Raw genomic sequence first — 24,329 nt, 5'->3', positions numbered from 1 at the left:
AAAGGGTCGCCTTCGGGCGGCCTTTTTTCGTCAGCGCCGGGCCAGCGGCATGGCGATGGCGCGGGCCCCGCAGGCAACGGCCAGCCCCTGCGGCACCAGCGCGCGCAGTGCCGGATCGTCATGCATCAACCCGCCGGTATAGGCGCCGAAGGCCGGCAGCAGCAGATGGTCGCGCCCGATCAGAAAGGCGCGGCGGCGCTCGCCCGCCAGCCGCACGGCGGGATGGAAATGCCCGGCGATGTCAGGCCCTTCCGCCGGCTCGTGCCGCAACGCGACGCGGCCCAGGGTCGCGCTGTCCGCCACCCGCCCCGGCATGCCCGACGGCGCGCCGGGATCGTGGTTGCCGGCGATCCACAGCCAGCCCCGCCCCTGCGCCAGCCGCGCCAGCGAAGCCGCCACCAGCGGGTCCAGCGCCTCGGCCGCCGCCAGATCGTCGAAACCGTCGCCCAGGCTGACGACGCACTGCGGCTGCAGAACCGCGATCTCGGCCGCCAGCCGCTCCAGCGTCGCCAGCCCTTCATAGGGCGGCAAAAGCGGACCGCCGCGCCGGGCCAGACGCTCGGACTTGCCCAGGTGCAGGTCGGCCACGATCAGCCAGCCACCATCGGCCCACCACAGCGCGCCCGAGGCCCGCGCCTCAAGCCGCAAGCCATGGAAATCAAAGGCGTATCCGCTCATGCGATCCCTTCCAGCCCGGCCTCGGCCATCAGCGCCTCGGCCTCGATCTGCGCCAGCCGCTCGCGCCCCTCGCCGCGGATCGGCACCCGGCCGACCTCCAGTAGCAAGGGCGCGGCCATGGGCGAGACCCGGTCGAGCATCCGATGCTCGCGCCGGGGCGAGCGGTCCAGCATTTCCTCGATCCGGCCGAAATCGACAAGGCCCCGCCCGGCCTCCTCGGCGGTGATGCGCAGCAGCAAGTGGCCGGGATCGTATTTGCGCAAGGTGTCGTAAAGGATGTCGCTGGAAAACGTCGCCTGCCGCCCGGTTTTCCGCTGCCCGGGCATGTTGCGCTGGATCAGCCCGGCGACGGTGGCGACATTGCGGAAGGTGCGCTTCATCACCGCATTCCCGCCCAGCCAGTCGCCCAGGCCCGCCCGCAACCGCGCCCGATCCAGCAGCGGCGACGGATCGCGCAGCGGATCCAGCGACCAGACCAGCAGCGCGTAATCGGTGGACAGGAAACCCAGGGGACCCAGCCCCTCCTCCTCCATCTCGCGGGTCAGCAGCAGGCCCAGCGTCTGCAGGGCATTGCGGCCGGCGAAACCGTAAAGCGCGAAATGCCACAGCCCGGCATGGGGAAAGCTTTCCGACAGCAGCCCCGGCTCGGGCAGGGCCGAGACCCGGGCCTGCAGATCCAGCCAGTCGCGGGTCTGCTCCGGCAAGGCGCCATGCCGCGCCGGATCGCCGATCAGCGCCAGCACGCGATGCGAAAGCTGCGTGGACATGGCCAGCTTGACGCCGGAATAGACCGCGATCTTGGGCTGCCGGGTGGGGTCTGGCGTGACCTCGATCACCATCTCGCGCATCGCGTCCATGCGCACCACCCGGCCGCCGATCAGGAAGCTGTCGCCGGGGGTCAGGCTGGCGGCGAAGCCCTCCTCGACCTCGCCCAGCGGCACGCCGCCGCGGCCGCGCAGCCGGACCTTCACCATCTCGGCCTCGACGATGGTGCCGACATTCATCCGCAGCAACTTCGCCGCCCGCGGGTCGCGCAGCTGCCACAACCCGTCCCGCAGCATCAGCCGCTGCCAGCGGTCATAGGCACGCAAGGCATAGCCTCCGGTCGCGGCGAAATCCAGGCAGGCATCGAAATCCGGCCGCGTCAGGCCGCGATAGGGGCCGGCCGTCACCACCTCGGCATAAAGCGCATCGGCGTCGAAGGGCGCAGCGCAGGCGGTCAGAAGGATATGCTGGCACAGCACGTCCAACGGCCCCGGTCCGCGCGGATCGCCATCCAGGTCGCGTTCGCGCACCGCCTCCAGCGCCGCGACGCATTCGATCTGCTCAAAGCGGTTCGCCGGCACGATCCGCGCCTTCGAGGGCGCGTTGTAGCGGTGGTTCGCCCGGCCGATGCGCTGCACCAGCCGCTTGACGTTCTTGGGCGCGCCGACCTGGATCACCAGATCGACGGCGCCCCAGTCGATGCCCAGGTCCAGGCTGCCGGTCGCGACCACGGCGCGCAACTCGCCCGCCGCCATGGCCGCCTCGACCCGGGCCCGCTGTTCGCGTGCCAGACTGCCATGGTGCAAGCCGATGGGCAGGTTCTCGTCATTCTGGGCCCAGAGCGCCTGGAAGAACAGCTCGGCCTGGGCGCGGGTGTTGATAAAAATGATGGTGGTGCGGGCCTCGCGGATCGCCGCCAGCACCTCGGGGATGGCATGATGCCCGCCGCCGCCCGACCAGGGCGCGGGCCGGGCGGTGGGCAGCATGGCGATGTCGGGATCGGGGCCGGGATCGGCCTCGACCACCGACACCGGCTGCGCGCCCGCCATGAACCCCCCCAAAGCCTGCGGATCCTCGACCGTCGCCGACAACCCCGTGACCCGCAGCCCCGGCGCCAAGGTCCGCAGCCGCGCCAGCCCCAGCATCAGCTGGTCGCCGCGCTTGCTTTCCGCCAAGGCATGCAATTCGTCCAGGACCACCCGGCGCAAACCGCCGAAGATCGCCGGCGCCTCGGGATAGCTCAGCATCAGCGCCAGGCTCTCGGGCGTGGTCAGCAGGATCTCGGGCGGATCGACGCGCTGCCGGCGGCGCTGGCTCTGGCCGGTATCGCCCGTCCGGTCCTCGACCCGCACCCCCAGCCCCAGCTCCGCCACCGGCCGCGCCAGGTTGCGGCCGATATCGGCGGTCAGCGCCTTCAGCGGCGAGACATAGAGCGTATGCAGGCCCTTTCGGCCTTCTCTGTTTTCCAAATACCCATCCGGCCGCGCCGCCTGCGCCAGTTCCACCAGCGAGGGCAGGAACCCCGCCAGCGTCTTGCCGCCGCCGGTCGGCGCGATCAGCAGGCTGTCCCCCTCGGCGGCCAGCAGCGCCAGCTGATGCGGATGCGGCTGCCAGCCCTGGCGGGCGAACCAGTCCTGGAACGCGGCCGGCAGGATCACAGCATCGCCTCGAGCGTTTCCAAATGGTCCGCCTCGGCTGCCGGCTTGTCCCAGCGGATGCGGCTGATGCGCGGAAAGCGCATCGCCACGCCCGAGCGGTGCCGGGTCGAGCGGTTCAGCCCCTCGAAGGCCACCTCGACCACCAGCTTCGGCGCCAGCGCCCGGACGGGCCCGTAACGCTCGACGGTGTTCTGGCGCACGAAACGGTCCAGCTCGCGCAGCTCGGCATCGGTAAAGCCGAAATAGGCCTTGCCGACCGGCACCAGCTCGCCGCCATCCCACAGGCCGAAGGTGAAATCGGAATGAAAGCCCGAGCGCTTGCCATGGCCCCGCTGCGCATAGATCAGCACCGCATCGACCACCATCGGGTCGCGCTTCCACTTGAACCAGGGCCCGCGCGGCCGGCCGGCGACATAGGCGCTGTCGCGGCGCTTGATCATCACCCCCTCGATCACCGCGGCGGGCGGATCGGCACGCAGCGCGGCCAGATCCTCCCAAGTGGCGAAATCCAGCAGCGGCGAGATGTCGATGCGGGTGCCGAAATCCACCGCCTCCAGCACCGCGCGGCGCATCTCCAGCGGCTCGGCCCGCAGGTCGCGGCCCTCCCACAGCAGCAGGTCGTAAAGCCGCAAGCCCGCCGGATGGCTGGACAGCAGGCCCTTGCCGACGGTCTTGCGGTTCAGCCGCTTCTGCAGCTCGCCGAAGGGCGCGACCTCGCCCTCGCGGCGCACGATCAGCTCGCCATCCGCGCTGCCCTCGAACTCCATCGCCTCGATGACGTCGGGAAAGGCATGCGAGATGTCCTCGCCGGTGCGGGAATACAGCCGCCGCATGCCGCCTTCGCTGACCGCCTGCACGCGGATGCCGTCCCATTTCCATTCCGCAAAATACGCGCCGGGGTCCAGCGCGCGCAGCTCGTCCAGATCGGTCGGCGTGGACAGCATCACCGGGCGGAACGGCGCCAGCGCCGCGCTGTCCGGCCGCGTCCCGCCGCCCAGCCAGCCGAACAGGGCCGCATAGGGCGGCGCGAGCCCGTGCCAGATCTCCTCGATCTCGGGGACCGAGGGGGCGCCCATCCCCGCCAGCGCCATCCGCGCCATGCGGGCCGAGACGCCGACGCGCAGGTTGCCGGTGGCGAGCTTCAGGAAGGCCAGCCGCTCGGACGGGCCCAGCCGGTCCAGCATCGCGGCAATGGCGCCGGGCAGCGCCGCCTTGCCGGTGCCCTGCAGCAGCGCCACCGCCTGGGACAGCGAAGGATCATCCTCGGCGCCCTCGGGCCAGATCAGCGCGATGGTCTCGGCCAGGTCGCCGACGAAATCATAGCTCAGCGCCAGAAGCTGGTCGTCGACCCGCTCGGCCGCCAGCCCGCGCAGAAGCGAGGGCGTGACCCGGCGCAGTTCCAGATCGCCGGTCAGCGCCGCCAGGGCCCAGCCGCGATCCGGGTCCGGCGTGCGTTCCAGATAGTGCTGCAAAAGCTGCAGCTTGGCATTGCGCGCCGGCGTGAAGGCCAGCCGTTCCAGCAGGGCGGCAAAGGCCTTCATTCCGCCTCGTCCTCGTAACCCACCAGCCGCAGCGGCCGGGCGGGGATCTGCGCCAGCTCGCACCAGCGGATCACGCCGTCCTCGGCGCCATGCGTGACCCAGACCTCGGCGGGCGCCAGTTCCGCCAGCGTGCTGGTCAGCGCCGGCCAATCGACATGATCGCTGATGACCAGCGGCAGCTCCACCCCGCGCTGCCGCGCCCGCGCCCGCACCGCCATCCAGCCCGAGGCGAAGCCGATCACCGGGTCGCGGAACCGCTGCACCCAGGGGCTGGCAAAGGCCGAGGGCGGCGCGATCACCAGCTGCGCCGCCACATCCTCGGCGGTGGCCGGCACCAGTTCGCCCAGATCGACGCCGCGGGCTGCATAGAAATCGCACAGCACCTTCAACGCGCCATGGATGGCGATGGGCGCGTCATAGCCGGCCTCTCGCATCAGGGCGATGACATGCTGCGCCTTACCCAGCGCATAGGCGCCGACCAGATGCGGGCGGTCGGGAAACTCGGCCATGCTGGAGAGCAGCTTTTCCACCTGCGTCGCCGGGTCGGGAAAGCGGAACACCGGCAAGCCGAAGGTCGCCTCGGTCACGAAGACGTCGCAGGGCACCGGCTGGAACGGCGCGCAGGTCGGGTTCGGCTGGCGCGCGTAATCGCCCGAGACGACGACGCGGCAGCCCCCCGCCTCGACGGCGATCTGGCTTGAGCCCAGCACATGCCCGGCCGGGTGGAATCCCACGGTGACGCCGCCGATGCGGGTTTCCCCTTCAGCCGCCTGGACCGAGCCCGCGAAGCCGTCGCCCATGCGCAGCCGCATGATCTCCAGCGTTTCGGCCGTGGCCATGACCGCGCCATGGCCGAAGCGGGCATGGTCGGAATGGCCGTGGGTGATCAGCGCGCGCTCGACCGGCTTCAGCGGGTCGATATGAAAGCCGCCTTCTGGGCAGAAAAGGCCGGCTTCGGTCGGGAACAGGATGGAATCGGCGCGCATGATCCGAAGATGTAGAACATTTCGTGAAAATCAAGCCGGGGACAGCGGTCGGCCCTCGAAGATCGTCTCCATCGAGAAAACGCCGGTGACGCGTTCCAGATCCATATCGGCGATCAGTTGCTTGTAAAGCGCGTCATAGCCCGCCATGCCGCCCACCACCGCCTTGGCCATGTAGTCCCATTCGCCGCCGATGCGGTGGAACTCGGTGATCTGCGGCAGCGACTCGATCCGGGCGCGAAAGCGCCGCGCCCAGGCGTCGTCGTGATGGCGGGTGCGGACCATGATGAACACCGTCAGCCCCAGCCCCAGCGCCGCGGCGTCGATGACCGCGCGGCTGCCTTGCAGCACCCCGGCCTCGGTCAGCCGCTGCAAACGCCGCCAGCAGGCGTTCTGCGACAGGCCCACCCGCTCGGCCAGTTCGCGCTGGGACAGGCTGGCATCGCGCTGCAGCAGCGCCAGCAGGCGGTTGTCGATTTCATCAATTATGAGAGTTTTATCGTTCATTTGACAATCAAAACACAGGATATCGGCTGATATTAAGAATGATTCCTCGGCTATTGCGGGTCAAGATGCGCGCATGAAGATGAGGAACCCGATGCCGCCTTTCGACAGCTACCTCGCCCGGCTGGGCGACGATCCGATGCAGGTGATCCATGACGGCGTGATCGGCCGCGACGCGGTGATCGACGGCCCCTTCGGGCCGCGGCGGATGATCTATGCCGATTACATCGCCTCGGGCCGGGCGCTGCGGCCCATCGAGGACTGGGTGATGGAAAACCTCCTGCCCTGGTATGCCAACAGCCATACCGAGGCCAGCCATTGCGGCGGCACCATGACCCGGATGCGCCGCGCCGCGCGCGAGGCGATCGGCGCGATCACCCATGCCGGGGCAGAGCATGCGGTGATCTTCACCGGCGCGGGCGCGACGCAGGGCATCAACCGGCTGGTGCACCTGCTGGGCGCGGGGCCCGGCACGACCGTGCTGATCGGACCTTACGAGCATCACTCGAACATCCTGCCCTGGCGCGAAAGCGGCGCCGAGGTCGTGACGATCCCCGAAGCCGCCACCGGCGGGCCGGATCTGGCGGCTTTGCAGCAGGCGCTGGCGCGGGCCGAGGGGCCGGTGATCGGCAGCTTCTCGGCCGCCTCGAATGTCACCGGCACGCTGACCGACGTGGCTGAGGTCACGCGCATCCTGAAGGCGGCTGGGGCCAAGGTGGTCTGGGACCATGCCGGCGGCGCGCCCTATCTGCCCATCGACATGCGGCTGGGCATGGATGCGGTGGTGATCTCGCCGCACAAGTTCATCGGCGGGCCGGGCGCTTCGGGCGTGATGATCCTGCGCCGCGAGGCGGTGGTCGCCGACCGCCCCAGCCTGCCCGGCGGCGGCACGGTGCGTTTCGTCTCGCCCGAGAGCCACGACTATGCCCTGTCGCTGGAGGCGCGCGAGGAAGGCGGCACCCCGAACGTGATCGGCGACATCCGCGCCGCGCTGGTCTTCCTGACCAAGGCCGCCGTGGGTCAGGACGCCATCGACGCGCGCAATGCCGAATGGCTGGCGCTGGGGATGGCGCGGCTGCGGAACCATCCGAGGATCGAGTTGCTGGGCAATCCGGACGCGCCGCGCCTGCCCTTCTTCAGCTTCCGCATCCGCGACGGGCGGGGCGGCTTTGTCCATCAGCAATTGGCGACGCGGATGCTGTCGGACCTTTACGGCGTGCAGGCGCGCGGCGGTTGCGCCTGCGCCGGGCCTTACGTCCATCACCTGCTGGGGCTGGGCCCCGAGGATTCGGCCCGGCTGCGCGCCGCCATCCTGGCCGGGGACGAGATCGAGAAGCCCGGTTTCGTGCGGCTGAACCTGTGCTGGGCCGCCCCGCTTGCCGAAATCGAGGCGATCCTGGACGCCGTCTGCGACCTGGCCGAACGCGCGCCGGATCACCTGGCGCATTACCGCTGCGACCGCGCCACGGCGATCTTCACCCCGGTGGCGGCGGAGTAGCGCGGCAGGCGACATAGTCGCGCACCAGGGCCACGCGGCGGGGCCGGAAGCTTTCGCCGCCCGGCCGCATGGCCCGGATGCGCGGGATGTGGAAGGTGCGGAAATCCTGCCGCAGCCGGCAATGCGCCAGCAGCATCATGTGATTGTCGCTGTAGGACATGCCCAGCGGCCAGATCTCGCGCGTGCTGGCCCGGCCCTGCAGGTCCAGATAGTCGATGATCAGGCTGCGCTCTTCCCACAAAGCCTGACGCAGCAGGGCCATGTCCACCTGCGGACTGGGACGCTGCGCCGGCTCGCGGAACAGCCGCATGGTGGCGTGCATGGCATGGCGGCCCTGGCTTTCCGGCAGGGTGGCGATGATGCGGGCCATGGCATCCTCGCCCGCGCGGGTCAGTTCGGGATCGCCCAGCGTGCGCAGGCCCGAGATGGCGAGCAGCAGCGCCTCGATCTCCAGCCGCGAGAAGCTTTGCGGCGGCAGGGCGGGGTCCTCGGTCAGCGTATAGCCCAGCCCCGCCTCGCCGTCGATCAGCGCGCCGCCGGCGCGCAGCGTGGCGATGTCGCGATAGAGCTGGCGGAGGGAGACGCCGGTCTCCTCGGCCAGCCGCGCGGCGGTCACCGGCGCGGGCAGGCGGCGCATCGCGTCCATCAGGCGCATCAGCCGGTCGGTGCGGGACATGCTGTCACCTTCTGTCAGGGGGCCGGCCCCATCATGCCCCCGCAACCAAAGGAGGCCAAGATGCTGACCCTATACCATGCCCCGAAAAGCCGCTCTTCCAGCATCCTCGTGCTGCTGGACGAATTGGGGATCAGGGACAAGGTGGATATCCGCACCGTCACCATCCCGCGCCAGGACGGCTCGGGCGGGCGCGATCCGGCCAATCCGCATCCCGAGGGCAAGGTGCCCTATCTGGTCAACGGCGAGGACTGGGTGCGCGAGCGCGGCGCCGTCGTGCTTTACCTGACCGACATGTTCCCCGAGGCCGGGCTGGGCCCGCTGCCGGGCGACCCGAGGCGCGGCCAGTATCTCAGCTGGCTCAGCTGGTATCAGGGCGTGCTGGAACCGGTCGCGATCCTGAGCTTCTTCAGGATCGAGCATCCGGCCTTGACCGCGACCCTGCGCGACTACGACACCGCCCTGCAGCGGCTGGACGAGGTGCTGTCGGGGCAGCCCTACCTGCTGGGCGGCGATTTCTCGGCCGCCGACCTGCTGGTCGCAGGCCTGTTCCTGTATTTCGGCGAAAGCATGCCGCGCACGCCCGCCGTCGACGCCTGGGCGCGGCGGATTCAGTCTCGCCCCTCGATGGCACGCGCGGCCGAGGGCGACGGCTGAGGCGCAGCCGCGGCGGGCAGCTTGGCCAGCTGCACCATCAGGATGCCCGCCGCCACGATCATCGCGCCGATCACGTCCGAGGCGCCGAATCGCTCGCCCAGCATCACCGCGGCGATGGCGACGCCGAAGATCGGCGACAGGAAGTGAAAGGTCGCCGCCCGCACCGCGCCGATGCGGTTCACCAGCCGGAACCACAGCAAGGTCGCGCCGATGCCCGGCACGGCCACGGTATAGGCAAAGGCCCAGAGCAGGCCCGCGCTCCACGCCACGGGGCGACCCCATTCCATCAGCACCGCCGGGACCAGCAGCAGGACGGCGCCCACCGCCATCTGCAGGCCCACCATCATCATCATGTTGCGGCTGCCCCCGGCCCCGCGCGCCGCCAGCGTGGCGAAGGTCAGCGCCACCATGCCGATCAGGCACAGGATCACCCCGGGCACGTCCAGCCCGTGCTGCAGCCGCACCCCCATGATCAGCGTGACACCGGCCACGCCCGCGACCAGCCCGGCCACGGCGATGGGGCGCAGCCGCTCGGCATAGAGCAGCCAGCCCAGGAAGGCGACGACCAGCGGCATCATCGAGGCGATGATGGCCGAGACCGAGGCCTCGACATATTGCATGGCGACCCAGCTGAACCCGAGGTAGAGCGCGTTCTGGCACAGGCCGAACAGGATCACCGTGCGCCATTCGCCGCGGCTCAGCCGCCAGCTCTGGCCCATGGCGCGGGCCAGCGGGATCGCCACCAGGGCGGACAGGCTGAACCGGATCACCAGCGCGGTCAGCGGCGGCGCGGCCGTGACGATCATGCGTGTCGAGGTGAAGGCCGAGGCCCAGAGGACCGCGAAGCCGAAACCCATCAGAATGGCCCTGAAATCCATCTCGCCCCCCTGCCCTTGCCCCCCATGGGCTAGCAGATGGGCCGGCGGGCGCAAGGGCCCGGACCGGATCGGCGCCGGATCGGCGCCGGATCAGCGGCCGGAAACGAAAGAAGCCGCGCAGGTCATGCGCGGCCCCTTATGCGGCGAAAGCCGAAACTCAGGCGTTCACGCTGTCCTTCAGCGCCTTGGCGATGGTGACCTTGACCACCTTGTCGGCCGGCTTGGTCATCATTTCCTGGGTCTGCGGGTTGCGGACCTGACGCTCGGGGCGGGCGCGGCAGGCGACCTTGCCGATGCCCGGCAGGGTGACGGCGCCACCTTCGGCAACGGTGCGCGACACGACGGCCGAAAGCGCGTCAAGAGCCGCGGCGGCGGTCTTCTTGTCGCTGCCCATTTCATCGGCCAGCGTGGCGACGAGCTGAGTCTTGGTCATCGGTTTCGAAGCGGCCTGGGCCATATTCTGTCTCCTCGTTGTTCCCCGTTCGGGAAATTTTCGGACGCCACCTTGGCGGCACGCCTGCCGCTACACAAGCTTTTTCGGCGCAGATCAAGCTTTTTCGGCGGTTTTCCCCAGCAAACGCTGCGAAATTCGCCGCCAAAGCGCGGTTCTAGAGGAAGGCCGTCTCGTTGAAGGACCTCAACTTGCGCGAGTGGATGCGTTCCAGGGGTGTCGCGCGCAGCTTTTCCATGGCGCGGATGCCGATCAGCAGGTGGTTCGCGACCTGGGTGCGATAGAAATCCGTGGCCATGCCGGGCAGCTTCAGCTCTCCATGCAGCGGCTTGTCGCTGACGCAAAGCAGCGTGCCATAGGGCACCCGGAAGCGGAAGCCGTTCGCGGCGATGGTGGCGCTTTCCATGTCCAGTGCGATGGCGCGCGACTGCGACAGGCGCTGCACCGGGCCGGACTGGTCGCGCAATTCCCAGTTGCGGTTGTCGATGGTGGCCACCGTGCCGGTGCGCATGATGCGCTTGAGCTCGTAGCCGTCCAGCTGCGTGACCTCGGCCACCGCCTCCTGCAGGGCGACCTGCACCTCGGCCAGGGCGGGGATCGGCACCCAGACCGGCAAATCGTCGTCCAGCACGTGATCCTCGCGCAGATAGGCATGGGCGAGCACGAAATCGCCCAGGGACTGGCTGTTGCGAAGACCGGCGCAATGGCCGACCATCAGCCAGGCATGCGGGCGCAGCACGGCGATGTGGTCGGTCGCGGTCTTGGCGTTGGACGGTCCCACGCCGATATTGACCAGCGTGATGCCGTCGCCGTCCGGGCGCTTGAGGTGATAGGCCGGCATCTGCGGCATCTTGGCGCCGGTGGCGATGATATCCTCGGGGCGTTCCAGGATCTGGTTTCCCGGCGCGACGAAGCCCGTATAGCCCGAATCCGGATCGGCCAGCGCGCGGCGGGCGAAGGCCTCGAACTCGTCCACATAGAACTGGTAGTTGGTGAACATCACGAAATTCTGGAAATGCTCGGGCAGGGTCGCGGTGTAATGCGCCAGCCGGGCCAGCGAATAGTCGACGCGCTGCGCGGTAAAGGGCGCCAGCGGGTGGCTGCCGTCCGGGTTCGGCCCCGCGGTGCCGTTGACGATATCGTCGTTCATGGTGTTCAGGTCCGGCACGTCGAAGACGTCGCGCAGCGAATAGTCCAGCACGCCTTCCTGCGGGACGTTCAGGTCGCTTTGCGTCGCCACGGCGAAATGCACCGGCATCGGCGTGCCGCTGTCGCCGATCGCCACCGCCACGCCGTGATTGCGCATCAGCAGGCCGATCTGCTCGGTCAGGTAGCCGCGGAACAGGTCGGGCCGGGTGATCGAGGCCGAATAGGTGCCGGGCAGCGCGACATGGCCGAAGGACAGGCGCGAATCCGTCTTGGAATGCACCGGCACGGTCATGCGCAGTTCCGGGTAGAAGGCGCGATAGCGCGCTGCCGGCCGGCCGCCCTGCAGCGTGGCCAGGAACCGGTCCAGCAGGAAATGCGACGCCCGCTCGTAAAGCGCGATCAGCTGGGCCACGGCGGCGGCCGGGTCGTCGAAATAGACCCGCTCGGCCGGCTCGGGCGTTTCGATGGGGAGTCTCCGGCGGTCGGTCATCATGCGCGCTCTCCAGTTTCGGCGGAGAGTGCCAGCGCCGCCGCGGGCTGGCAAGCCGGCAGCGGAGGCCTTATCTGACAGGGGCAAAGGAGTGATCCGCATGGAATTTTCCATTCTCGACCTGGCGGTGGTGGCCGAAGGCTCGGACGCGCGGCGGGCCATCGCCAATTCCGTCGCGCTGGCGCAAGCCGCCGAAGGCTGGGGTTACAGCCGTTTCTGGCTGGCCGAGCATCACAACATGCCCGGCATCGCCAGCGCCGCCACCGCGGTGCTGATCGGCCATGTCGCCGATCATACGCGAACCATCCGCGTCGGCGCCGGCGGGGTCATGCTGCCGAACCACGCGCCGCTGGCCATCGCCGAGCAGTTCGGCACGCTGGCGACGATCCACGGCGACCGCATCGATCTGGGCCTTGGCCGCGCGCCGGGCGGCGACGGCGCGGTGATGCATGCGCTGCGCCGTTCGATGCAGCGCAACGAGGATTTCCCCAACGACGTGGTCGAGCTGCTGCGCTATCTGGGCCCGCCGCGCCCCGGCGCCCCGGTCGCGGCGCATCCGGGCGAAGGCACGAACGTGCCGGTCTGGATCCTCGGTTCGTCGCTCTATGGCGCCAGCCTCGCCGCCGCGCTTGGCCTGCCCTATGCCTTTGCCAGCCATTTCGCGCCGGGCGATCTCGACCAGGCCGTGCAGCTTTACCGCGACCGCTTCGAGCCGACCGAATTCGGCACCCGGCCGCGCTTCATGCTGGCGGTGAACGTCATCGCGGCCGAGACCGATGCCGAGGCGCAGCGCCTGCGCACAAGCCAGATGATCAGCTTCGCCCGGCTGCGGCTGGGCATGCCCGGCCTGCTGCCGCCGCCGGTCGAGGACGTGCTGGACGCGATCCCGGTGCGCATCCTGCCCGCCGTCGAGCATGCGCTTTCGGTCAGCGCGGTCGGCGCGCCGGAAACCGTCGCGGCCCGGCTGGAAGAACTGATCGCCCGCCACCGCCCCGACGAGCTGATCCTCGTCGGCAATATCCACGACCAGGCCGCGCGGCACCGCTCCTTTGCCATCGCGGCCGAGATCCTGCGGGGGCGCGCATGAGGATGCTGGTCTTCGGTCACGGCTATTCGGCCGGTTTCCTGACGCCCTTGCTGCTGGCCGAGGGTTGGCAGGTCGCCGGCACCACCCGGGAGGCGACGGATCGCGTCGCGCAGACCGGGGCCGAGCCGCTGCGCTGGCCGGGGCAGGAGGAGGCGCTGCGCGAGGCCATCGCTCAAGCCGACGCGATCCTGGTCTCGGTCGGGCCGGACCGGGGCGCGGACCCGGTTCTGGCGGCTTTCGGCGCCGAGATCGCCGCGGCGCGGCCGCGCTGGCTGGGCTATCTTTCCACCACCGGCGTCTATGGCGACCGCGAGGGCGGCTGGGTCGACGAGGAAACGCCCTGCGCCCCCTCGACCCGGCGCGGGCGCGAACGGGTCGCGGCCGAGCAGGGCTGGCAGCGGCTGGCCGCCGAGCATGGGCTGCCGCTGCATATCTTCCGCCTCGCCGGGATCTACGGGCCGGGGCGCGGCCCCTTCGCCAAGGTCCGTGCGGGCACGGCGCGGCGTATCGTCAAGCCGGGACAGGTGTTTTCCCGCATCCATGCCGAGGACATCGCGCAGGTGCTGCTGGCCTCGATCCGCGCCCCCCGGCCGGGCGCGATCTACAATGTCTGCGACGACGACCCGGCCCCGCCCGAGGCGGTGATCGCTCATGCGGCGGAACTGCTGGGCCTGCCCCTGCCGCCCGCCGAGGATTACGCCAATGCCGAGATGACCCCCATGGCGCGCAGCTTCTATGCCGAGAACAAGCGCGTCGCGAACGACCGCATCAAGCGCGAGCTGGGCGTGAGGCTGCGCTATCCCGACTATCGCGCCGGGCTGGCCGCGCTGGCCCGCGCCGAGGGGACCCCCGCCTAGCGGGCGATCGTGCAGCAGCCCGTCAGCATGCGCGAGGGCTGCTCCTGCCCGTCAAGGATCACGCTGACCGCCAGCGCATGGCCGCGGTCCGACATGCCGTCCGAACATTGCTCGGGCCGCAGGAAGGCGGTGAGCCGGCCCTTGTCGTCGCCGGCAATGATGCCGCGCGTCGGCTCCCCCTCGATGCCGCGATCCATGACCTTGCGCAGCGAAAGCTGGCGCTCGGGCTGGTCGGGCTCGCTGAAGACCAGCCCCTTCTGCACCGTCTTGACCGACCAGAAGGGCTCGGTCCCGCTGCATTGCAGCGACAGCGGCAGCTCGGCTGGCTTCCAGACCGTGGCCTGCGGCTTGAGAAAGCGCAATGCCACCCAGCCCGTGGTCTCGCCCACGTTCACGAGGCCCCATTTGCCCGATGCGTCGCGGTCCAGCAGCTCGACCCCCTTGGCGGTCGAGGCGAGCCGGCCGATGATCTTGGCCTGTCCATGCGGCGCCTCGCGCACGTTCAGCTTGTCCCAAGTCTCGACCACGGTGACGTCGAACAGGTTCGGAAGATAGTCCTGCGCCTGCACCGCCAGCGGGGCGGCAAGCACGAGGCCGGTCAGAAGGATACGCAGCATCGGTCTGCTCATGCGGGGCGAAGCCTCCAATCAGTCTACATCAAAGAAGTTAGCGTCAATCGAGCGTAACACATAGGTCCTGTCGATCCTGACACCGACGCCATGGTCGATCATCAGCCGGGCCAGCCGGGCACCGTCGATCAGCACGACACGCTGCTGCACGCGGCGCACGTAATCCCGCGCCTCGCGCGAAAAGGACGAGGTGGTCACGAACACGCCCTTGGTCGCGCTTTCGCCGGTCATTGACCCGATGAAAGCTTGCAGAGCCGGGCGCCCGACGACATTGTCCAGGGCATACCGCTTGGCTTGGATATAGACGGCGTCGAGACCCAGCTTGTCCTCGTTCACCACACCGTCAATGCCGCCGTCGCCCGAACGTCCGATAGCCTGCCCCATCTCGGCCCGACCATCGCCGTAGCCCATGGCAAGCAGAAGCTCGACGATCAGCTGCTCGAATCGGGCGGGGGAAAGGGTAAGAACCTGGTCAAGAAGGTCTTCGGTAAGGGCAGCATCCAGTTGTGCATACGCAGCCTCGATATGCTCTTCGGGCGTGGCAGCGTTGAGAGGCTCGACCACCGCGGCCGCTTCGCCGGCTCCGTCCTGCTGTTGTGAACGCCAGGCTTGATAGAGCGGGAACCGCTCCAGCACGGATTTGTCGATCCGCGCGCACCGTTGCGCCAAGAGCTGTTCACCCAGCGGTGTTATACGATAGCGCCCGCGCGATACCGCTTCGACAAGGCCAGCATGCTTCATGTAGTTCCGCGCCCAATGGGTGCGATTACTCATGGTGGTCTGCTTGCCGCTAGGCAGCAGTTCTTCCATCTGTTCATCTGTCAGGCCGAAGCGGGCCTGAAGGGCGGGAAGGCAGTCCGACACAGTCTGGCTTCCTGCCTGAATAAGCTCCAATACCGGCAACATGAGGTCTTCGAATTTCGGCAGATCGGCCCCACTCACGCCCGCTTTTCCCCAAGATGCGCCACGCCCAGAACCTCCAGCACCTTGGCCTCGATATCGGGGGCGGACATGCGGGCGCAGCGATACATGGCCTCGGGGCTGGCATGGTCGATGAATGTGTCGGGCAGCACCATCTGGCGGAAGCGCAGCCCGCCGTCGAAGACGCCCTCGTCGGCAAGCAGCTGCGCGACCAGGCTGCCGAAACCGCCGACCGCGCCCTCTTCGATGGTGATCAGCGCCTCATGCGTGCGGGCAAGGCGCAGGATCAGGTCGCGGTCCAGCGGCTTGGCAAAACGGGCATCGACCACCGTGGGCGTGATCCCGCGCGCCAGCAGCGCCTCGCGCGCCCGCATGACCTCGGCCAGCCGGGTGCCGAAGGACAGGATGGCGACGCGCTTGCCCTCGGCCATGACGCGGGCCTTGCCGATCTCCAGCACCTCGCCGCGTTCGGGCATCTCGACCCCGGTGCCCTCGCCCCTGGGATAGCGGAAGGCGATGGGGCCTTCGTCATGGGCGGCGGCGGTGGCGACCATATGCACCAGCTCCGCCTCGTCGGCGGCGGCCATGACCACGAAGCCGGGCAGGTTCGCAAGGAAGGCAATGTCATAGGCGCCGGCATGGGTGGCGCCGTCGGCCCCGACCAGACCGGCGCGGTCGATGGCAAAGCGCACCGGCAGGCGCTGGATCGCCACGTCATGGACGACCTGATCGTAGCCGCGCTGCAGGAAGGTCGAATAAAGCGCGCAGAACGGTTTCATCCCCCCCGCCGCCAGCCCGGCCGAGAAGGTCACGGCATGCTGCTCGGCAATGCCCACGTCGAAGCAGCGGCGCGGAAAACGCTCGGCGAAGAGGTTCAGCCCGGTGCCGTCCGGCATGGCGGCGGTGACGGCGACGATGCGGGCGTCGCGGCTGGCCTGATCGACCAGCGCCCGGGCAAAGACCGAGGTATAGCTGGGCGCGTTCGACTTGGCCTTGGCCTGCGCGCCGGTCTCGACATCGAATTTCGCCGTGGCATGGCCCTTGTCGGCGGCGCGTTCGGCCGGGCCGTAGCCCTTGCCCTTCTTCGTCACGGCATGGATCAGCACCGGCCCGGTGGCCCGTGCCTTGACGGTGCGCAAGAGCGGCAGAAGCTGGTCGAGGTCGTGGCCGTCGACCGGGCCGATATAGGAAAAGCCCAGCTCCTCGAACAGGGTGCCGCCGACGGTCATGCCCTTCAGCATCTCCTTGGCGCGGCGCGCCCCCTCCTGCAGCGAGGGTGGCAGGAAACCCACGGCGCCCTTGGCCACGGCCTTCAGGTCCTGGAACGGCCCCTCGGCGTAAAGCCGGGTCAGATAGCGCGACAGCGCCCCGGTGGGCGGCGCGATGGACATCTCGTTGTCGTTCAGCACCACGAACAGCCGCTTGCCCAGGTCGCCCGCATTGTTCAGCGCCTCGAAGGCCATGCCCGCGCTCATCGCGCCGTCGCCGATCACCGCGATGGCGTCGCCCGGATCGCCGCCGAGTTCGCGCGCCATGGCGAAACCCAGCGCCGCGCTGATCGAGGTCGAGCTGTGCCCGGCCCCGAACGGGTCATAGGGGCTTTCCGACCGCTTGGTGAAACCGGAAAGGCCGTTTTCCATACGCAGCGTGCGGATGCGGTCGCGGCGCCCGGTCAGGATCTTGTGCGGATAGCACTGATGGCCCACGTCCCAGATGATCTTGTCGCGCGGCGCGTCAAAGACCGCATGCAGCGCCACGGTCAGCTCGACCACGCCCAGCCCGGCGCCCAGATGGCCCCCGGTGACGGAAACGGCGCTGATCGTCTCGGCCCGCAGCTCGTCGGCAAGCTGCCGCAGTTCGCGATCCGACAGATCCTTCAGGTCGGACGGCAAGGCCACCCGGTCCAGGATCGGCGTCGAAGGGCGGTCGGAAGTCTCATGGGTCATGGCTTGCCCCTCTCCGGGCGGGCTGTCAGGCGTCGCGCTCGATAACGAAACGCGCGAGCTGCCGCAAGTTTCCTGCGGCCTCGCCATAGGGATCAAGGGCGGTTTCGGCATCGCGGACCAGCTGGCGCGCCTGGTCCTGCGCGCCCTGCAGGCCCAGCAGCGACACGAAGGTCGCCTTGTTGGCGGTGCCGTCCTTGCCGGTGCGCTTGCCCGTCTCGGCCTCGGTGCCGGTCACGTCGAGAATGTCGTCCTGGATCTGGAAGGCAAGGCCCAGACGGCGGGCATAATCCGCCAGCGGGCCGGGATCCTCGCCGGCCATGACCGCGCCGGCGGTGGCCGAGAACTGGATCAGCGCGCCGGTCTTGGCCTGCTGCAGCCGCGTGATGGCAGCAAGGTCCAAGGGCTCGGCGGCGGTCTCGGCGGCGATGTCCAGCGCCTGGCCCCAGACCATGCCGCCCCCGCCGACCGCCTCGGCGAAGCCGCGCACCAGCGCCAGCCGCCTTTCGGGCGCGCCGATCCGCGGATCGGCCAGCAGGCCGAAGGCCAGGCCTTGCAGCGCGTCGCCGGCCAGGATCGCGGTCGCCTCGGACCAACGCAAATGCACGGTGGGCAGGCCGCGCCGCAGATCGTCGTCGTCCATCGAGGGCAGATCGTCATGGACCAGGCTATAGGCATGCAGCGCCTCGACCGCCGCCGCGACGGGCAGCGCCGCCGGGTCGGCCAAGCCGAACAGCCGCGCCGATTCCATCACCAGGAAGGCGCGGATGCGCTTGCCGCCGGTGCAGGCATAGCGCATCGCATCGGTCAGCTCGCCCTCGGGCAGGCCGGCCATGGCCTCGTCCAGCGCGGTCTGGACCTGCGCCTTCACCTCGGCAAGGCGGTCCCGCATCACAGCCCCTCGGCCGGAACGGTCCCGTCGGGCTGGCCGTTGGCCGCCAAAGTGATCTTTTCCACCCGCTCCTCGGCCTCGCGCAGGCGCTTGTCGCAATGCGCCCGCAGGGCCGCACCGCGCTCGTAGAGCTTGATCGATTCCTCCAGCGTCGCCTCGCCGTGCTCCAGCCGGCCGACCGTCGCCTCAAGCTCTTTCATCGCCTCCTCGAAGGACATGTTCTCGATCTCGGTCACGCGGCAGTCTCCCTCAGCACATCGACATGGGCGCGCGCCGAGCGGCCCAGAGCGGCAAGATCATAACCGCCTTCCAGCGCCGATACCACCGGGGCCGAACAGGCCGCCGCCGTGTCGCAGATCATCCGGGTGATGGCGGTGAAATCCGCCTCGCGCCACATCAGCGCGGCGAGGGGATCGTCGGCATGGGCGTCGAACCCGGCCGAGACCAGCACCAGCTGCGGCCGCCAGGCCGCGACCCGGTCGCAGATCGCCCGCCAGGCCGCGCGCGCCTCGTCCCCGCCGCTGCCCGGCGCCAGCGGCATGTTGACGATCTGGCCATGCGCACCCCGCTCCGAGGCCGCGCCGGTGCCGGGATAAAGCGGAAACTGATGCGTCGAGGCGAAGAGCGCGCGTTTCTCCTCCCACAGCACGTCCTGGGTGCCGTTGCCGTGATGCACGTCGAAATCCAGCACCGCCACGCGGTCCAGCCCGTGATGGTCCAGCGCCCGCAAGGCCCCGATGGCGACCGAGGAAAAGATGCAGAAGCCCATGGCCCGCGCCCGCTCGGCATGATGTCCCGGCGGGCGCATGGCGACGAAGGCGTTGGGCGCCTCGCCCGCCAGCACCGCATCGACCGCCGCGCAAACCCCGCCGACGGCATGGCGCGCGGCTTCCAGGCTGCCGGGCGACAGATAGGTGTCGGAATCCAGCATCATCCAGCCCTCGGCCGGCGATTTCCGGCGCAGCCCGGACAGGTATTCCGGCGGATGGGCGCGCAGGATGTCCGCCTCCGCCGCCTCCGGCGCCTCGCCCCGGACCAGGTCGAGCCCGCCCAATGCGTCCAGGACGGTATCCAGCCGCGCCACCTGTTCGGGATGGCTGGGCGGCGTCACATGCAAGAGCCCCGAGGGGTGCGTATAAAGCAAGGTCATCGGCCAAGGATTATGTGCGGCTTTCCCGCGCGGCAAGCCAATCTTGCGCAACCGGCCCGATCCCATGGCGACCACCCCGCCGGAAACCCCGTCCTTCTCCGTTTTACAAATACCCTCGGGGGTCCGGGGGCAGACAGCCCCCGGCGCAACGGCGAAGGATCAGACCGTCAGCCGCTGACCGTCATGGCCGGCGATGCGCAGCTCCATCAGCGTGCCCTCGGGCATGTCGCGCTGGAAAGCCACCTCGGTGAAATGCTCCGTCCGGCCCAGCCGCGGCCCCTCGGTCAGCACCATGCGCATCTCTCCGACCTGCGCGGCCAGATGCCGGGCCAGCGCCGCATCGCCCGCCGCGCGCAGCCGCGCCGCACGTTCCTTGATCGCCGGGCCCGGCACGCGCGGCATCCGCGCCGCCGGGGTGCCCTTGCGCGCCGAATAGGGAAACACATGCAGGAAGGTCAGGCCGCAATCCTCGACCAGTTTCAGGCTGTTTTCGAACATCGCCTCGGTCTCGGTCGGGAAACCGGCGATGATGTCGGCGCCGAAGACGATTCCCGGCCGCAGCTTGCGCGCATCCTCGCAGAAGCGGATGGCGTCGTCGCGCAGGTGGCGGCGCTTCATCCGCTTCAGGATCATGTCGTCGCCGGCCTGCAGCGACAGGTGCAGATGCGGCATCAGCCGCGGCTCGCTGGCGATGGCCAGCATCAGGTTCTCATCCGCCTCGATCGAATCGATCGAGCTGATGCGCAGCCGCGGCAGGTCCGGCACCAGCCGCAGGATGCGCATGACCAGATCGCCCAGCCGCGGCGTCCCCGGCAGGTCGGCCCCCCAAGAGGTCAGGTCGACACCGGTCAGCACCACCTCGTTGAAGCCGCGGTCCCGCAGCCGCTTGATCTGGTCCACCACCACCCCCGCGGGCACGGAGCGCGAATTGCCGCGGCCATAGGGAATGATGCAGAAGGTGCAGCGATGATCGCAGCCGTTCTGCACCTGCACATAGGCGCGGTGCCGGCCGAAGCCGTCGATCAGATGGCCCGCCGTCTCGCGCACGGACATGATGTCGTCGACCTGTACTTTCTCGGTCTCGCCGATCAGGTCGGGGGCCTGCATCGCGGCCCAGGTCGCCGGCTGCATCTTTTCATGGTTGCCGATGACGCGGCTGACCTCGGCCATGGCGGCGAAGGTCTCGGGCTCGGTCTGGGCGGCGCAGCCGGTGACGATGACCGGGGCGCCGGGGTTCTCGCGCGCCAGCCGCCGGATCTCCTGCCGGGCCTTGCGCACCGCCTCGGCGGTCACCGCGCAGGTGTTCACGATCACCGCGCCTTGCAGCCCGGCGGCCTCGGCCATCTCGCGCATCGCCTCGGTCTCATAGGCGTTCAGCCGGCAGCCGAGGGTCGCGAAAACGGGCGGCTTCAGGTCCTTCATCCCCGCCAGACCCCGTCGAAGACATGCGCGGTCGGCCCGGTCATCCAGACCCCGTCCTCGCGCCAGTCGATCTCCAGCACGCCGCCCGGCACGTTGACCTTGACCCGCCGCCCGGTCAGCCCGCGCCGCGCCGCCGCGACCACCGCCGCGCAGGAGCACGAGCCCGAGGCCAGCGTGATGCCGGTGCCGCGTTCCCAGATGCGCAGCACGATCTCGCTGTCCGAGACGACCTGCACCAGCTCGACATTGCTGCGTTGCGGGTAAAGCGGATGATGTTCGTGCAGGGGGCCGAAGCGTTCCAGGTCGACCGCCGCGGCGTCGGGCACAAAGAAGGTCATGTGCGGATTGCCCATCCCCGTCGCCACCGGATCGCCTTCGATGGGCAGGTGCAGCGTATCGACATCCTCGGCCAGCGGGATCCGCGCCCAGTCTAGGACCGGCGCGCCCATATTGACGCGAGTCAGGCGATTGCCCGCATCCTCGGCCGCAAGCACGGCATGGTCGGTGGCGAGCCGCAGGGCCGAGGCGCCCGATTCGTCCATCAGGAAGCGGGCCACGCAGCGCGTGGCATTGCCGCAGGCGGCCGAAAGCGAGCCGTCGGCGTTGAAGAACACCAGCCGCGCATCGGCATTCTCGCCGGGCAGGATGACGGCCATCTGGTCGAAGCCGACGCCGCGATGGCGGTCGGCGATGGCGGCCACGGTCGCGGCATCGGGCAGCGCGCCCGAGCGGCGGCCGTCGATCACCACGAAGTCGTTGCCGAGCCCGTGCATCTTCATGAAGGGCAGAGGGGCGCTCTGGCCGGGGTTTTGCTGGTGTTCCATGGCGGTGACATACTCCTGCCGGAAAGATTCTGCCAGAGGCGGCGATTTTTCCGCTTGACCCTGTCCGCCGCCGACCGTAGTTAGCCCCCCGTGCGATGGGCCCGTAGCTCAGTTGGTAGAGCAACTGACTTTTAATCAGTGGGTCACAGGTTCGAATCCTGTCGGGCTCACCACTTTCCAGATTGTCAAGTGTCAAGCGACACTAGTAAGTATCGCAAACGACAGGGAAACTATCTCAAACGACACGCAAGATTATCTCAATCGGTGAGATCGCCGATTTTAAGGTGGTTTTCGCGGACATGGAAAAGCCCGCCGAACCGGTCGACGGGGCGCATGGTTCTGCGCGAGCGCGGCTCAGATCGAGATGATGGGCGCCGCCTCCCGACGCAGATAGATCTTGCTGCAACGTTCCGGCAACGGGATTGGCCAGACTTCCGCATCGTCCAGACGGACGGCGACATGCTTCGCCTGTGTTCCCAGCTCATATGCCATCAGACCAAGCGGGAGGTAGCGGTCAAGGAACCGCTCCACCTCTTCCGGCGCAACCAGCGACATGGGTTGGCGCGTCCGCGGGTGACGGGCTTCGGTGCTGGCGATCACGCCCTTCCCCATGAAAAGGGCGACAGTCGAGCAGTTGATATGCAGCCGCTTTCGCAGATCGTCGCGGCTCAGGCCCATCAGTGGGGCGGCCTCGAATCTGTCCAGAACTTCGGCCAGATCCAGATGCAGTGCTGCCAGTCCACGGATACCGCGCAGCCGCCAGACCTTTGCCAGCCTGCCGTCGATCACGGCACGGAGCAGGTCATTATACGGCAAGGTGGCCTTCTGGGCGATGGTCCGAAGCGGAAAGGCCCCCGTAGGTACCTCACCCGCCAGTCCAGCATTGGCAAAGACTGACACAAGAAAGCTGTCGAGGTCCTCGTGAAGAAACAGCTTGTCCATATGCGGTAAGGCCAAGGCATGTTTGATAAGCCTGAACTCGACAAGCTTGTCGATCGTGGCAGGATGAACGTTCAGATGCCGGCTCGCCTGCTTCCGGTCGAGGCCGGTCGAAAGAATCGTGAGCTCGACATCATGGCGACCGGGCGCAACACGCCGAAGATCGTCACCAGCGAGGCCGACAGCGCGCTGGAACCCCGCGATACGACCCGCCGTCAAACCATATCTCCGTCCGATCTCCGCCCAGGAAAACCATCGCCGCTGAGAACAGACCCGCCCAAGCACCTTTTGTCCGGGCGCCAAAGGATAGCTTTCCAGAATAAGGTCCCGGAAATGGTCAAGGATCGGTCGATAGCGATCCGGTTGCGTCAGCCGCTGGAGCCAGCGGGTGTAGAAGCCGAAGTCGGCGTAGAAGCCGCCCTTCGTACTGCGTGAACTGCGACGGATGCCATCATAGGCCTCTCGCAGCGCATCGGGTCCCTGGACGCAGGCCGCGAATCCCGATGCACCAACCGCAACCAGATCCTTGCGGTTCAGCGACCCTGGACGGGCTTCCGGACCAACATTAATCAGGGTACCAATATTTTCGCACAGGCGCGCGACCACCTCGATGGGCAAAGCATCGAGCCATGAGTGGCGTGCGCTTTGGCGTGGGGCATGCAGCCGATCGGAAAGCATGCGCGCATACCGCACGGCCTCGTCCCCTGCCTCGACAGCGGCTTCACCGACCAGCACCCGATTATCGGCAAGGCGACCGGCAAAATCATGCGGACAGCGAGGATAGTCCGGCGGGTCCAATCTTCCCAACAGCACGTCGTGATCCGGACAGACATGCAACGAATCGATCTGCCACAGGGCGCGTCCCCGTGTCCGGCCATGATTGTCCTGATCGGCTTTGATGCAGATAGGGCAGAACTTCAGCGCTGAGCGGTCAAGAAAGGACCGGGGCAGATTGCTGCCTTGCAAGCGGAAAGAGCTGTCACCGATCGGGGCAAAACTGTTCTTCGCAAGTCGCTCTGTATCGGTTCCCGTCAGATCGGCCAGTTGCTGAACCGTATCTGGATCAAGCTGCAATATCCGCCGCCAGGACAGATCCATATCCTGCACGAAGTCCTGCACATGGCGCGACCCCTTCTTCCGCGCGACATGCGAGACGAAGGACGGCAGAGTTTCCTGCGGCAGAATGGGCAGGCTAAGGCCGAGTCTCATTTCCGTCTCCCCCGATCTCCGGGCCCGGATTCGAGCTGCAACAACTTGCGTACATCCAGAGCCAGAAAATCTACGACCACGAAGGGATTGAGGCCTTCCGGACAGCCGGATCGCCGGGCAAAACAAGCTGCGAAGGATTTGGAGGAAAGCGTATTTTCGGGCGACAGCAGCGCCTCGCCGATGGCCTCACAGGTCATTTCGACCAGAATGCCGAAGCAATGATCGGCGGCATGGACAAGCCGTCTGACAAACCGCGGCTTGCGAAGCTTGTCGTCCTGTCAACGGCGGAGCAAAAGTCGGCCGGGGCGGCGGCGTAAAGTCCGGCCAGTTGGGGGGTGCGCCATGGCGCGCGCGCTGGCCACATAGCTGGCGCGAGCCATGGCGCACTGGCCCCTTAGGGCCAATCGTGGGTAGATATTTTATGGTGATCAGCGCTGTTTACGGGCTGTGCTGTTGGCGAGGCGATAGCTTTCGCCGTTCATCTCGATGATGTTGACGTGGTGGGTCAGTCGGTCGAGCAGCGCGCCGGTG

The 24,329-nt window shown here is 68.3% G+C and carries 23 protein-coding genes and 1 tRNA gene; 5 read left to right on the top strand and 19 right to left on the bottom strand.

What is annotated here, in order from left to right; translation table 11 throughout:
* Positions 1-30: 30 nt before the first annotated feature.
* The 5 genes from pdeM to PARJ55_RS0112360 are packed head-to-tail and all read right to left on the bottom strand — an operon-like array spanning position 31 to position 6,132.
* Positions 31-678: a ligase-associated DNA damage response endonuclease PdeM gene (pdeM, locus tag PARJ55_RS0112380; RefSeq protein ID WP_028713339.1), complete on the bottom strand. Its 648-nt coding sequence runs from the start codon at positions 676-678 to the stop codon at positions 31-33.
* Entirely contained in the window at positions 675-3,101 is a 2,427-nt protein-coding gene (locus tag PARJ55_RS0112375; protein ID WP_028713338.1) for a ligase-associated DNA damage response DEXH box helicase, read from the bottom strand. Before PARJ55_RS0112375 ends, pdeM begins: the two co-directional genes overlap by 4 nt.
* Complete coding sequence (locus PARJ55_RS0112370) at positions 3,098-4,642, bottom strand: cisplatin damage response ATP-dependent DNA ligase (RefSeq protein ID WP_028713337.1); 1,545 nt, start codon at positions 4,640-4,642, stop codon at positions 3,098-3,100. The genes PARJ55_RS0112375 and PARJ55_RS0112370 overlap by 4 nt, the downstream gene beginning before the upstream one ends.
* Entirely contained in the window at positions 4,639-5,628 is a 990-nt protein-coding gene (locus tag PARJ55_RS0112365; protein WP_028713336.1) for a ligase-associated DNA damage response exonuclease, read from the bottom strand. Before PARJ55_RS0112365 ends, PARJ55_RS0112370 begins: the two co-directional genes overlap by 4 nt.
* A 30-nt stretch (positions 5,629-5,658) precedes the next feature.
* The gene (locus PARJ55_RS0112360; protein ID WP_028713335.1) at positions 5,659-6,132 is read right to left on the bottom strand and encodes an Lrp/AsnC family transcriptional regulator; all 474 of its coding nucleotides are present in this window, start codon (positions 6,130-6,132) and stop codon (positions 5,659-5,661) included.
* A gap of 73 nt (positions 6,133-6,205) precedes the next feature.
* On the opposite strand from PARJ55_RS0112360, the gene PARJ55_RS0112355 reads away from it, so the two are divergent.
* Entirely contained in the window at positions 6,206-7,627 is a 1,422-nt protein-coding gene (locus PARJ55_RS0112355) for an aminotransferase class V-fold PLP-dependent enzyme (protein ID WP_028713334.1), read from the top strand.
* Here the strand turns inward: PARJ55_RS0112355 and PARJ55_RS0112350 are convergent.
* The gene (locus tag PARJ55_RS0112350; RefSeq protein ID WP_028713333.1) at positions 7,605-8,303 is read right to left on the bottom strand and encodes a YafY family protein; all 699 of its coding nucleotides are present in this window, start codon (positions 8,301-8,303) and stop codon (positions 7,605-7,607) included. The two genes, PARJ55_RS0112355 and PARJ55_RS0112350, sit on opposite strands and share 23 nt — an antisense overlap.
* A 60-nt stretch (positions 8,304-8,363) precedes the next feature.
* On the opposite strand from PARJ55_RS0112350, the gene PARJ55_RS0112345 reads away from it, so the two are divergent.
* On the top strand, positions 8,364-8,957 hold the full coding sequence (locus PARJ55_RS0112345; protein WP_028713332.1) for a glutathione S-transferase family protein: 594 nt from the start codon (positions 8,364-8,366) through the stop codon (positions 8,955-8,957).
* Here PARJ55_RS0112345 and PARJ55_RS0112340 read toward each other — a convergent pair.
* The 3 genes from PARJ55_RS0112340 to PARJ55_RS0112330 all read right to left on the bottom strand — a co-directional run bounded on the left by PARJ55_RS0112340 (position 8,912) and on the right by PARJ55_RS0112330 (position 11,928).
* The gene (locus PARJ55_RS0112340; protein ID WP_028713331.1) at positions 8,912-9,835 is read right to left on the bottom strand and encodes a DMT family transporter; all 924 of its coding nucleotides are present in this window, start codon (positions 9,833-9,835) and stop codon (positions 8,912-8,914) included. The two genes, PARJ55_RS0112345 and PARJ55_RS0112340, sit on opposite strands and share 46 nt — an antisense overlap.
* Positions 9,836-9,992: 157 nt before the next feature.
* Entirely contained in the window at positions 9,993-10,292 is a 300-nt protein-coding gene (locus PARJ55_RS0112335) for an HU family DNA-binding protein (protein ID WP_019352361.1), read from the bottom strand.
* A gap of 151 nt (positions 10,293-10,443) precedes the next feature.
* A complete protein-coding gene (locus PARJ55_RS0112330; RefSeq protein WP_028713330.1) occupies positions 10,444-11,928 on the bottom strand; it encodes an AMP nucleosidase in 1,485 nt (494 codons plus the stop codon).
* 97 nt (positions 11,929-12,025) lie between these two features.
* On the opposite strand from PARJ55_RS0112330, the gene PARJ55_RS0112325 reads away from it, so the two are divergent.
* Both PARJ55_RS0112325 and PARJ55_RS0112320 read left to right on the top strand, forming a co-directional pair.
* Positions 12,026-13,012, top strand: a complete 987-nt coding sequence (locus tag PARJ55_RS0112325; protein WP_028713329.1) for an LLM class flavin-dependent oxidoreductase — start codon at positions 12,026-12,028, stop codon at positions 13,010-13,012.
* Entirely contained in the window at positions 13,009-13,869 is an 861-nt protein-coding gene (locus PARJ55_RS0112320; RefSeq protein WP_028713328.1) for an SDR family oxidoreductase, read from the top strand. The genes PARJ55_RS0112325 and PARJ55_RS0112320 overlap by 4 nt, the downstream gene beginning before the upstream one ends.
* On the opposite strand, the gene PARJ55_RS0112315 is transcribed toward PARJ55_RS0112320, so the two are convergent.
* The 8 genes from PARJ55_RS0112315 to dapF form a co-directional block, all read right to left on the bottom strand.
* The gene (locus PARJ55_RS0112315) at positions 13,866-14,486 is read right to left on the bottom strand and encodes a COG3650 family protein (RefSeq protein WP_028713327.1); all 621 of its coding nucleotides are present in this window, start codon (positions 14,484-14,486) and stop codon (positions 13,866-13,868) included. The genes PARJ55_RS0112320 and PARJ55_RS0112315 overlap by 4 nt on opposite strands.
* A 30-nt stretch (positions 14,487-14,516) precedes the next feature.
* A complete protein-coding gene (locus PARJ55_RS0112310; protein WP_028713326.1) occupies positions 14,517-15,440 on the bottom strand; it encodes a restriction endonuclease in 924 nt (307 codons plus the stop codon).
* A complete protein-coding gene (gene dxs / locus PARJ55_RS0112305; protein WP_028713325.1) occupies positions 15,437-17,365 on the bottom strand; it encodes a 1-deoxy-D-xylulose-5-phosphate synthase in 1,929 nt (642 codons plus the stop codon). The genes PARJ55_RS0112310 and dxs overlap by 4 nt, the downstream gene beginning before the upstream one ends.
* A gap of 25 nt (positions 17,366-17,390) precedes the next feature.
* Positions 17,391-18,254 carry a polyprenyl synthetase family protein gene (locus PARJ55_RS0112300; RefSeq protein WP_028713324.1) on the bottom strand — a complete coding sequence of 288 codons (864 nt, stop codon included), beginning with the start codon at positions 18,252-18,254 and terminating at the stop codon, positions 17,391-17,393.
* Positions 18,254-18,490, bottom strand: a complete 237-nt coding sequence (locus tag PARJ55_RS0112295) for an exodeoxyribonuclease VII small subunit (RefSeq protein WP_028713323.1) — start codon at positions 18,488-18,490, stop codon at positions 18,254-18,256. Before PARJ55_RS0112295 ends, PARJ55_RS0112300 begins: the two co-directional genes overlap by 1 nt.
* The gene (locus PARJ55_RS0112290) at positions 18,487-19,404 is read right to left on the bottom strand and encodes a histone deacetylase family protein (protein ID WP_028713322.1); all 918 of its coding nucleotides are present in this window, start codon (positions 19,402-19,404) and stop codon (positions 18,487-18,489) included. Before PARJ55_RS0112290 ends, PARJ55_RS0112295 begins: the two co-directional genes overlap by 4 nt.
* Before the next feature lie 159 nt (positions 19,405-19,563).
* On the bottom strand, positions 19,564-20,826 hold the full coding sequence (mtaB, locus tag PARJ55_RS0112285; RefSeq protein ID WP_028713321.1) for a tRNA (N(6)-L-threonylcarbamoyladenosine(37)-C(2))-methylthiotransferase MtaB: 1,263 nt from the start codon (positions 20,824-20,826) through the stop codon (positions 19,564-19,566).
* On the bottom strand, positions 20,823-21,650 hold the full coding sequence (dapF, locus tag PARJ55_RS0112280; protein ID WP_028713320.1) for a diaminopimelate epimerase: 828 nt from the start codon (positions 21,648-21,650) through the stop codon (positions 20,823-20,825). Before dapF ends, mtaB begins: the two co-directional genes overlap by 4 nt.
* Positions 21,651-21,747: 97 nt before the next feature.
* On the opposite strand from dapF, the gene PARJ55_RS0112275 reads away from it, so the two are divergent.
* A tRNA-Lys gene (locus PARJ55_RS0112275) sits at positions 21,748-21,823 on the top strand.
* Between the two features lie 181 nt (positions 21,824-22,004).
* Here PARJ55_RS0112275 and PARJ55_RS23340 read toward each other — a convergent pair.
* Positions 22,005-23,798: a TniQ family protein gene (locus tag PARJ55_RS23340; protein WP_084637842.1), complete on the bottom strand. Its 1,794-nt coding sequence runs from the start codon at positions 23,796-23,798 to the stop codon at positions 22,005-22,007.
* 428 nt (positions 23,799-24,226) lie between these two features.
* The coding region (locus PARJ55_RS21960) for an ATP-binding protein (RefSeq protein ID WP_036714085.1) at positions 24,227-24,329 on the bottom strand (103 nt) is incomplete at its 5' end.

This window comes from Paracoccus sp. J55 (assembly GCF_000513975.1).
Lineage (GTDB): Bacteria > Pseudomonadota > Alphaproteobacteria > Rhodobacterales > Rhodobacteraceae > Paracoccus.
The sequence above is the reverse complement of the archived record's forward strand: the minus strand, read 5'-3'. Positions and strand labels throughout refer to the sequence as shown.

What these genes read in the sequence shown, in the direction of transcription:
- pdeM (WP_028713339.1), bottom strand. Translation starts at nt 678, where the DNA reads ATGAGCGGATACGCCTTTGATTTCCATGGCTTGCGGCTTGAGGCGCGG.
- PARJ55_RS0112370 (WP_028713337.1), bottom strand. Translation starts at nt 4,642, where the DNA reads ATGAAGGCCTTTGCCGCCCTGCTGGAACGGCTGGCCTTCACGCCGGCG.
- PARJ55_RS0112365 (WP_028713336.1), bottom strand. Translation starts at nt 5,628, where the DNA reads ATGCGCGCCGATTCCATCCTGTTCCCGACCGAAGCCGGCCTTTTCTGC.
- PARJ55_RS0112360 (WP_028713335.1), bottom strand. Translation starts at nt 6,132, where the DNA reads ATGAACGATAAAACTCTCATAATTGATGAAATCGACAACCGCCTGCTG.
- PARJ55_RS0112355 (WP_028713334.1), top strand. Translation starts at nt 6,206, where the DNA reads ATGAAGATGAGGAACCCGATGCCGCCTTTCGACAGCTACCTCGCCCGG.
- PARJ55_RS0112350 (WP_028713333.1), bottom strand. Translation starts at nt 8,303, where the DNA reads ATGTCCCGCACCGACCGGCTGATGCGCCTGATGGACGCGATGCGCCGC.
- PARJ55_RS0112345 (WP_028713332.1), top strand. Translation starts at nt 8,364, where the DNA reads ATGCTGACCCTATACCATGCCCCGAAAAGCCGCTCTTCCAGCATCCTC.
- PARJ55_RS0112340 (WP_028713331.1), bottom strand. Translation starts at nt 9,835, where the DNA reads ATGGATTTCAGGGCCATTCTGATGGGTTTCGGCTTCGCGGTCCTCTGG.
- PARJ55_RS0112335 (WP_019352361.1), bottom strand. Translation starts at nt 10,292, where the DNA reads ATGGCCCAGGCCGCTTCGAAACCGATGACCAAGACTCAGCTCGTCGCC.
- PARJ55_RS0112330 (WP_028713330.1), bottom strand. Translation starts at nt 11,928, where the DNA reads ATGATGACCGACCGCCGGAGACTCCCCATCGAAACGCCCGAGCCGGCC.
- PARJ55_RS0112325 (WP_028713329.1), top strand. Translation starts at nt 12,026, where the DNA reads ATGGAATTTTCCATTCTCGACCTGGCGGTGGTGGCCGAAGGCTCGGAC.
- PARJ55_RS0112320 (WP_028713328.1), top strand. Translation starts at nt 13,009, where the DNA reads ATGAGGATGCTGGTCTTCGGTCACGGCTATTCGGCCGGTTTCCTGACG.
- PARJ55_RS0112315 (WP_028713327.1), bottom strand. Translation starts at nt 14,486, where the DNA reads ATGCTGCGTATCCTTCTGACCGGCCTCGTGCTTGCCGCCCCGCTGGCG.
- dxs (WP_028713325.1), bottom strand. Translation starts at nt 17,365, where the DNA reads ATGACCCATGAGACTTCCGACCGCCCTTCGACGCCGATCCTGGACCGG.
- PARJ55_RS0112300 (WP_028713324.1), bottom strand. Translation starts at nt 18,254, where the DNA reads ATGCGGGACCGCCTTGCCGAGGTGAAGGCGCAGGTCCAGACCGCGCTG.
- PARJ55_RS0112290 (WP_028713322.1), bottom strand. Translation starts at nt 19,404, where the DNA reads ATGACCTTGCTTTATACGCACCCCTCGGGGCTCTTGCATGTGACGCCG.
- mtaB (WP_028713321.1), bottom strand. Translation starts at nt 20,826, where the DNA reads ATGAAGGACCTGAAGCCGCCCGTTTTCGCGACCCTCGGCTGCCGGCTG.
- dapF (WP_028713320.1), bottom strand. Translation starts at nt 21,650, where the DNA reads ATGGAACACCAGCAAAACCCCGGCCAGAGCGCCCCTCTGCCCTTCATG.
- PARJ55_RS23340 (WP_084637842.1), bottom strand. Translation starts at nt 23,798, where the DNA reads ATGAGACTCGGCCTTAGCCTGCCCATTCTGCCGCAGGAAACTCTGCCG.